Source organism: Armatimonas sp. (assembly GCF_043757465.1).
Lineage (GTDB): Bacteria > Armatimonadota > Armatimonadia > Armatimonadales > Armatimonadaceae > Armatimonas.
The window spans coordinates 1-7,887 of sequence record NZ_JAYVPL010000037.1 but is presented as its reverse complement, the minus strand read 5'-3'; the positions used below and the strand labels follow the sequence as shown (position 1 = coordinate 7,887).

Here is a 7,887-nt window from a genome sequence, read left to right as displayed (position 1 = left end):
TGTCTTGGGAAGCCATTCTGGGAAATTACCTCATGGAAAAAGATGAAGAGAGTATACCAGAGAATAGTATTTTTACAAATCAATTGGGAATGCTATAGAAGGCGATACGCGCGTAGCATCTTGGGAGTCGCCTCCAGCCAGACCGTCTTGACCTGATGCTCGACACAGTAGCGCCACAGAGCCGAACTGAGTTGCCAGAACGCTGCCCCGCCGTCCTGTCCCCGATACTCCGGAAGAACCGCTAGAACGGCGGCGTGCAGAACGAGCGGCGATGCCTCGATGATCGGTAGCTCGGGCCAGACGAGGTGAGTGGGAACCTCTCCCGCTTCATCGGGCGAGATGAGTTGGAGGGCACCCACGAGGTTGTCCTCGTCCCACACGCCAAAGAATACCGAGCGCCCGACATGGGCACGGAGCTGGTCGCCGGGCTGCCAGCCCTCCTCATGGGCGAGCCGCTCAAAGAGGCGGACCACCGCTTCGACGGTTTCCGCACTGGCACAGGTCTCTACTCTCATCTCAAATCTCCTTTCAAAGTTGCCTAAGTAGGCCATTATTGCTTACTTAGGCAATATTATCCAGTCGCAAGGGCGAGACAATGGCAGCTATGCCACGAGGCTCCGCTCGTCTAAGAACCACCGATGCTCGTCAGAATCTCTCCGGACAGCGTGTCCGAGAGGGACGCAAAGCCCTGAAGCTCAGCCAGCCCAAGCTGTGCGAGCGGCTGCTTGCGGCAACGGACGGTTCCTGGAATCCGACCATCTACGACCTTTCCCGAATCGAAGGAGGGCGACGTATCGTTTCGGACATCGAACTCTCTGTTCTCGCCCAGGCTCTAGAGTGCTCCCCTTGCTGGCTGCTCACGGGTGAAGAGCCAGCTAAATCAGTCGGCGACGCTCCTTCTTGACCTCGCGCTTGTTGGCGACGATCCCCGCCACGACGCTCGCCTGCTCGTGGACGCTGCGGACATGATCCGCATCGATCTTGGTATAGAGAAGTGTCGTTGAGGTCTCCTTGTGCCCTGCAATGCGCTGAGCACCGAGCAGGTCAGTCTTGGAGAGCTTGTTGAGGCTGTAGCGGCGAAGTGAGTGGAGCGTGATCTCCCGAGGAAGATTGGCGAACGTGGTGTAGCGCCGCAGCGACTTGAGGAACTGAGTCTCATTCAAACGTCCGCCGAACTCCGTAAGGAAGATCCAGCCCTCGTCTTCACCCGGCTTCATGTTCTTGGTAAGGCGACTGCGTAGCTTCATCCAGGGCTCCAGCGCCTTCTCAAAGTCTCGGGAGACCGGAATGTTGCGTGACTCTCGCCTCTTGCTCTCGCGGATCGTGATCTGCCGCCCTGTTCGATCATAGTCGGAGAGCTTGAGGGAGAGCATCTCGCTGATACGGCAGGCGGAGTCAAGAAGGCCGATGATGACGGCGTAGTTGCGGTCCCGGTGAAACGCCCGGCTGACGGGATCTTCGTAGCGAACGCCGGGGTTCTTCTCGACGTTCCAGATGTCGTGTGCCGCCCGAATTAGTGCCGACATGTCTTCCTGGGTAGGCATGTACTTGGGAGGGGTGGGAGCCTTGCGGATCATGTACTCCGAGAGCAGGGAGCGATCCAGCAGGTCGTTCTTCTGGCACCAGGACATGAAGGCTTTGGCGCAGATAGCGTCGTGGTGGATGGTGAGCTGCGACTTGCCGTCACGCTGGCGCTCTACGAGGTAGCCATCGAGATTTCGCTTGCCGAACGACTCGAAGGCAATGTCGTTCTTTTCCGCCCAAGCGATAAGCCCGTTGAGCTGAACCTTGTAGTAGCGGACGGTTTTCGAGGCGTAGTTTGCCTCTTTGTGGAGCAGAAACTCTCGGAGCGCGATGCTCCAGGTAGCGGGTTGAGTTGGGGATGAAACAGACATCTGCTGTGCCCTTCTTAATTCTCAGACACTTCCAGGTTAACAGGAAGTGTCAATAAGAATCAAGTACAGACACTCTACAGGAGAAAGCCGACGACCGGGTTCGAACCGGTGACCTGCTGTTTACGAATCTTGGCCGTTTTGCTATCAAAACGGCCAAGATTAGAGTACCACATTTTGCAATTTTTGCCGACCCTAAATATGCTGACTTAATAATAAATACAATTTATTGGTATTTATCAACATAAAAAATTCCAAAAATATCAAGTGATCCTCTCGTTTCTAGAAGATCTGCTGACTCCTTTAAAAGGTGCCCAAATACCTTCCCTTTATCTTTAATCTTGACAGCCCGCAATTTGCTCAAGTATACTTTACTAAACTACACTTGAGCAAGATGTACTAACTATGAGCCTCACTTTTCATAACCGCACCGATGAACTGGACGCACTGGAAAGGGCATGGACTCGACCTCTCCCAGGAGGACAGTTTGCTCTCCTCTACGGACGACGACGACTGGGCAAGACCTACTTACTCCAGCACTTTTTTGCTGACAAGCCACATGCTTACCACCTGGCCGATCAGAGTACGCCTGCCCTCCAGCGGCTCGCCCTCGCCCAGACACTCCTGGAAGCCCTCCCCGATGAAGGCATTACTCCCGAAGAGATCGCCCAGACCTGGAATACACTACTCAGATTTCTGACGCACTCGCTCCGAGGCCGTCAGGAGCACTTCGGGCTGATTCTCGACGAGTTTCCCTACCTGATTCAGCAGACCCCCGAGCTACCCAGCATTCTACAAGCCTGGTGGGATAAGGAAGGTGGGCAACTGCCGCTCTTTCTGGTGCTCTGCGGCTCGCAGCTCTCCACGATGATGGCACTGGGAGCCCAGACTGCCCCACTCTTTGGGCGATTCAACGCAGGAGTTCTGAAGCTGGAGCCCCTGACTTACGGCGATAGCACTCTGTTCTACGAGGAAGCCAGCTATACCACTGCCGAGAAGCTTACTCTCTATGGAATGCTGGGAGGGACACCGCGCTATCATGCACTGCTAGATCGCTCGCAGCCTCTGTCATCGGCGATATGTGACCTGATCTTACGGCCTGGTTCACCTCTAGAGTCCGAGGTACAGTTTCTTCTAGGAAGCGAGCAGATTCGCGACCCCGCCCCCTACCACGCCACCCTCACAGCCATTGCGCGGGGACGAACTCAGGCAGGTCAGATCGCCGATGTTACTGGCATTGAGGTCAGCGGCCTCTCCTACTACCTTAATCGTCTGGTGGAGCTGGACTGGATTCAGCGCTCCCGCCCCTTTGACGAACGCAGCGACCGCCGCGCCCTCTGGGAGATTCGTGATCCGTTCCTCACGTTCTGGTACCGATTGGTTCATCCAAGGCAAAGCGCTCTCGCCTTTACTCCCGTGGAGTTCGTGTGGACGGAGCAGCTTGCTCCTCAACTCTCGGTCTACATGGGACAGTATGTCTTTGAGAAAATCTGTCACCAGTGGCTCCGCAAGCAGGGACGAGCGCACCTCGGTGTCACGATTCTGGAGGCGGGCCGCTGGTGGAGCCGCAACGGACAGATCGAGCTTGACGTGGTGGCGCGGCTGGACTCGGGGACATTTCTGTTTGGGGAGTGTAAGTGGGCGCAGGCTGGCCCGGTCGGGGTAGATGTGTACACAACTCTGGTGGGGAAAGTTATGCAGCTCCCGGAGGTAAGCTGGCGAGAGCATCCACGCTACGTGCTCTTTTCGGGTAGCGGCTTCACGCCCGAATTAGAAGCGCTTGCCGCCGATCCTACCGCTGCCTTACAGCTTGTTGGAGCGAGAGAGCTTCTCTAGCCTTATAATACAATCAAATCCATGCTCATTTTACATGCAAGTGAAGAACAAGGCTCCCTCCTGATCTGGGGAGAGCAGTCCGAGGCGACAGCCAAAGCGCCACTCTCGCCCTACGATCCGGGAGCAAAGCGACTCGCGGAGGTGCTTCGCCCCTACACGTCTGCCTCGCTGGTGCGCAGTGCCTGGACAGCACACGCCTTCCTGCCAACGGTAAACGGACGACCTCTGCCAAGCAGCCCGCTTCTGGGAGAGGCACCCGAGGGCCTGCCGACACTGGCTCGCTGGCAAGTCACCGCGCTTCCTCTCGACGAAGCCGAAATGGTGGGGGTGCTTGCCGCCTGCCAGGATAAAGAAGCGCTGGAGCCGGGGGTGCGGCTGGGGGCATCGCTGGCCTACTGGGCCGCTGTCTTCCGCTTCGCCACGGCACTTACCCTCAGGCAGCAGCTCATCCCCGGTATTGTGGAGGATAAGGGCGAGTGGTTTGCCCAGTGGCAACCTGTCTTTGCCGGAGAAGACGCTCGGCGCTTTGCGGCTCTTGCCAAAGCCATGCCGGGAGTCTGCCGTGCGCTCACTCAAATCACCCAGAGCAGCGAGCCGCCACAAAAACCGGCAAGCGCTGTATTGGAGAGAGTCCTGACACGTCTCTGTGACACGCTGGTTCGCCCTACGTCTTCCCCGAAAAAGCCACGGGAGTTTGCCAGCCTGCACCACCAGTGGCTCCACGCTCTGCAAGCCAGCGACAGCCAGCTTAAAGCCGAGACGAAAGCCTTGAGCGAGTTTGCGGCGACTATCCACTCCTGGCAGCGTCCGCTCTTTCTCTCACTGGCCGCTCCCTTTCGCCTGTGCCTGCGCTTGGAGGAGCCTGCCACCGACATGCCGGAGAGCACGGCCTGGCAGGTGCACTATCTTTTGCAGTCCGCCGCAGACCCCAGCCTCTTTGTCCCCGCCGAAGCCGCATGGAGTGGAAAAGGCGCACTTGCCTCACTGCTGCGTGTGCCAGGGTTCCGTCCCAGAGAGTTTTTGCTTACGGCATTGGGGGAAGCATCGCGCATCTGCCCCGAGGTCAGCCAGAGCCTCAAGGCACCGACCGCAACGGGCTTTATGCTCTCGTTGGCCGGGGTGCATGTGTTTCTCACCGAGCGGGCCGCGCTCTTAGAGCAGACAGGGTTTGTGGTGCAGCTTCCTGGCTGGTGGACAGGCAAGAGCCGCCCCAAACTCGCCAGCCGGGTCACGGCTAAGAATCCCAAGATGCAGGGAAGCAAGAGTGGCCTCACTCTGGAGAGCCTGGTTGAGTTCGACTACGAGGTTGCACTGGAGGGCGAGCCGCTCACGCTCAAGGAGCTAGAGCGCCTGGCAAAAGCCAAGCAGCCCCTGGTACGTCTTCGTGGAAAGTGGGTTCAGCTCGATCAGGAAGAGCTGCAAAAAGCCCTGGCCTTCTGGAAAAAGCAGGATGGCAAGGCGCTCTCGCTGAAAGACTTGATCCGCCTGAGCCTGGGTGTGGGGGAAATGCCCATTGGGGTAGAGAGTGTCAGCGGCGACGGCGAACTTGGGGCACTTCTGGCACGGCTTACAGGCGAGCAAGCGCTGGAGCCGCGCCCCACACCGACGGGGTTTACGGGAGTTCTCCGCCCCTATCAAGAGCGCGGCTATGCCTGGCTACGCTTCCTCACCGATCTGGGGCTGGGCGCGTGCCTCGCCGACGACATGGGGCTGGGAAAGAGCGCCCAGACCATCGCGTTGCTGCTCGACTCGCCCAAACCAAATCTCATCGTCTGCCCAACGTCGGTGGTGGGCAACTGGCAACGAGAGCTCACCCGCTTTGCGCCCTCGCTCTCGGTTCTGGCGCATCACGGCCCGGAGAGAGCACACGGCAAGGCGCTGGAGAAGGCACTCCACGAGAGTGATATCCTGCTCACCAGCTACGCCTTGCTTCACCGAGATGGCGAGGAGCTGGCGAAATATACGTTCACCGGAGTCGTTTTGGACGAGGCGCAGAATATCAAAAACCCGGAGACGCGTCAGAGCAAGGCAGCACGCGCCCTGAACTCCCAGTGGCGGGTAGCGCTCTCGGGAACCCCTGTCGAAAACCATGTCGGGGATCTCTGGGCACTCTTTGAGTTCCTCAATCCAGGGCTACTTGGCTCGGAGCGGACATTCAAGAAAGAGTTCTATGTCCCGATTCAGCAAGAGCGTGACGAAGACGCAGCCGCAAAGCTCAAAAAACGCACGGGGCCGCTGATCCTGCGGCGCATGAAGACCGACAAGAGCATTATCTCTGACCTGCCCGATAAGATCGAGCAAGACGAGTTCTGCCCTCTCACCGCTGAGCAAGCGAGCCTCTACGAAGCCGTGCTACGCGATCTTGAGGAGCGCCTGGAGGATGCGGAGGGCATGGGGCGGCGAGGGCTAATCCTCTCGACCTTGATGAAGCTCAAGCAGCTCTGTAATCACCCGGCGCAGTTTCTCTCCGACGGCTCCGCGCTGGCAAACCGCTCCGGCAAGCTGGAGCGCCTGACGGAGCTGTGCGAGGCGCTACTGGCCTCGGGCGAGAAAGCCCTGATCTTCACCCAGTTTGCCGAGATGGGCATGCTCTTGCAGAAGTACCTGCGGGAGACATTTGGCCGCGAGGTCTTGCTACTTCATGGCGGGGTGCAGAAGAAAGAGCGCGACAGATTAGTGGAGCGCTTCCAAAGCGAGGGGCGTACACCGTTTTTCGTGCTCTCGCTCAAGGCGGGTGGGGTGGGGCTGAACTTAACAGCGGCCTCACAAGTGATCCACTTTGACCGCTGGTGGAACCCTGCCGTCGAGGATCAGGCAACGGATAGAGCCTTTCGGATCGGGCAGGTACGCAATGTCTTGGTGCATAAGTTCGTCTGCCAGGGAACGATGGAGGAGCGCATTGCGGCGCTCATCGCCAGCAAGCGAGAAGTCGCCGGGAGTGTGGTGGGTAGCGGCGAGCAGTGGCTGACGGAGCTCTCGACCGGTGAGCTCAAGAGCCTCTTTGCGCTCTCCCGCGAACGTGCCATTAAAGAGGGAGAGGGTTAGTAGCGATTATGTCCTGGAGATACTTCGAGCCAACGCGGCGTAAAGAGGCAAAAGGCGGGATTCAGGCGCGCTCTAAGCGGGGGGCGTTTGGAGAGACCTGGTGGGGCCGCCGCTGGATGCAGACCCTTGAGTCATTTGGAATGGAGTCGCGGCTGGCGCGGGGACGCTCCTACGCTCGCAGTGGGCAGGTGCTGACCCTGGAGTGCGCTTCTGGCAGTGTTGTCGCCACTGTGCAGGGCTCCCGCCCGCGCCCCTACGATATTTCCATCGCCCTCAAAGACTTAACCGACACGGAGTGGGAGCGGGTTATCGAGCAGCTCAAGAGCGAGCCCGCGCTGGTAGCCCGCCTTCTGGGGGGAGAGCTTCCCGAGGAGATAGAGGCGGTCTTCACAGAGGCCAGGCTCTCGCTGTTTCCCACACGCCAGAAAGAGCTCGTCGCGGCGTGCTCCTGTCCGGACTGGGGTGATCCCTGCAAGCATACGGCGGCGGTTTTCTGCCTCTTGGCCGAGGAGCTAGACCGGAACCCCTTCCTGATCTTTGCTCTGCGTGGTCGGGGTCGAGAGGCACTCCTGGGCAAGCTCACCGGGGGCGTGGTGGAGGCAGAAGAAGCCAAGCCGCTGCTGCCCGAGCCACTCCCCAGCGATGCGCTTGCTTTCTGGGAAGGAGGGATTACCTCGCTGCCAGCGCTGGGTACCTTGCGCCCCCCCGCCACCTCCGCTCCGCTCCTGCACCGACTGGGTCCCTTCCCCTTCTGGCGCGGCGAGCTCCCGTTGACCGAGGTGCTCACTCCGGGCTTGGACAGGGCCTCTGAACAGCTCGGCACGCCATAGCCCACCGCTATATCGCGATACAATGAGCTATGCCTGATGCCCTGTTCAGCACCGAGCCATAACCGCCGCTGATCGCAGGATTCGTTGATAACGGAGTGTGCTAGTTTGTGCAGCGGGTTCGGCAGGCGGAGCGGGTATCTTCTTAGGTGACGAAACCAAAGGAATTTACCATGATCGCTCAACCTTTCGCGTTTAGACTAATTTGGCGGTGGAAACCGCGCTGAAAAGAGGCGTTGTCGAGGGAGGAGTTCCGCGCCGGGATTTCAAAAGTAATTTCGGCCATG

6 protein-coding genes are annotated in these 7,887 nt (G+C 58.9%); 4 read left to right on the top strand and 2 right to left on the bottom strand.

Annotated elements, in window-relative coordinates; all coding sequences use genetic code 11:
* Nucleotides 1-92: 92 nt before the first annotated feature.
* Complete coding sequence (locus tag ACH2ED_RS04925; RefSeq protein WP_395089093.1) at nt 93-515, bottom strand: GNAT family N-acetyltransferase; 423 nt, start codon at nt 513-515, stop codon at nt 93-95.
* A gap of 89 nt (nt 516-604) precedes the next feature.
* Here ACH2ED_RS04925 and ACH2ED_RS04920 point away from each other — a divergent pair, with 89 nt between their 5' ends.
* Nucleotides 605-904 (top strand): helix-turn-helix domain-containing protein, encoded by a 300-nt coding sequence (locus tag ACH2ED_RS04920; protein WP_395089092.1) that lies wholly within the window; start codon nt 605-607, stop codon nt 902-904.
* On the opposite strand, the gene ACH2ED_RS04915 is transcribed toward ACH2ED_RS04920, so the two are convergent.
* Nucleotides 876-1,895: a tyrosine-type recombinase/integrase gene (locus ACH2ED_RS04915; protein WP_395089091.1), complete on the bottom strand. Its 1,020-nt coding sequence runs from the start codon at nt 1,893-1,895 to the stop codon at nt 876-878. The two genes, ACH2ED_RS04920 and ACH2ED_RS04915, sit on opposite strands and share 29 nt — an antisense overlap.
* 402 nt (nt 1,896-2,297) lie before the next feature.
* On the opposite strand from ACH2ED_RS04915, the gene ACH2ED_RS04910 reads away from it, so the two are divergent.
* The 3 genes from ACH2ED_RS04910 to ACH2ED_RS04900 are packed head-to-tail and all read left to right on the top strand — an operon-like array spanning nt 2,298 to nt 7,603.
* Nucleotides 2,298-3,728, top strand: coding sequence for a DUF234 domain-containing protein (locus tag ACH2ED_RS04910; protein ID WP_395089090.1), 1,431 nt, complete (start codon nt 2,298-2,300; stop codon nt 3,726-3,728).
* A 21-nt stretch (nt 3,729-3,749) separates the two neighbouring features.
* Complete coding sequence (locus ACH2ED_RS04905; RefSeq protein WP_395089089.1) at nt 3,750-6,773, top strand: DEAD/DEAH box helicase; 3,024 nt, start codon at nt 3,750-3,752, stop codon at nt 6,771-6,773.
* 8 nt (nt 6,774-6,781) lie between these two features.
* Nucleotides 6,782-7,603: an SWIM zinc finger family protein gene (locus ACH2ED_RS04900; RefSeq protein WP_395089088.1), complete on the top strand. Its 822-nt coding sequence runs from the start codon at nt 6,782-6,784 to the stop codon at nt 7,601-7,603.
* The last annotated feature ends 284 nt before the right edge of the window (nt 7,604-7,887 follow it).

Bases quoted from the DNA above. Each gene is read 5' to 3' on its own strand.
- ACH2ED_RS04925 (WP_395089093.1), bottom strand. From the start codon at position 515: ATGAGAGTAGAGACCTGTGCCAGTGCGGAAACCGTCGAAGCGGTGGTC.
- ACH2ED_RS04920 (WP_395089092.1), top strand. From the start codon at position 605: ATGCCACGAGGCTCCGCTCGTCTAAGAACCACCGATGCTCGTCAGAAT.
- ACH2ED_RS04915 (WP_395089091.1), bottom strand. From the start codon at position 1,895: ATGTCTGTTTCATCCCCAACTCAACCCGCTACCTGGAGCATCGCGCTC.
- ACH2ED_RS04910 (WP_395089090.1), top strand. From the start codon at position 2,298: ATGAGCCTCACTTTTCATAACCGCACCGATGAACTGGACGCACTGGAA.
- ACH2ED_RS04905 (WP_395089089.1), top strand. From the start codon at position 3,750: ATGCTCATTTTACATGCAAGTGAAGAACAAGGCTCCCTCCTGATCTGG.
- ACH2ED_RS04900 (WP_395089088.1), top strand. From the start codon at position 6,782: ATGTCCTGGAGATACTTCGAGCCAACGCGGCGTAAAGAGGCAAAAGGC.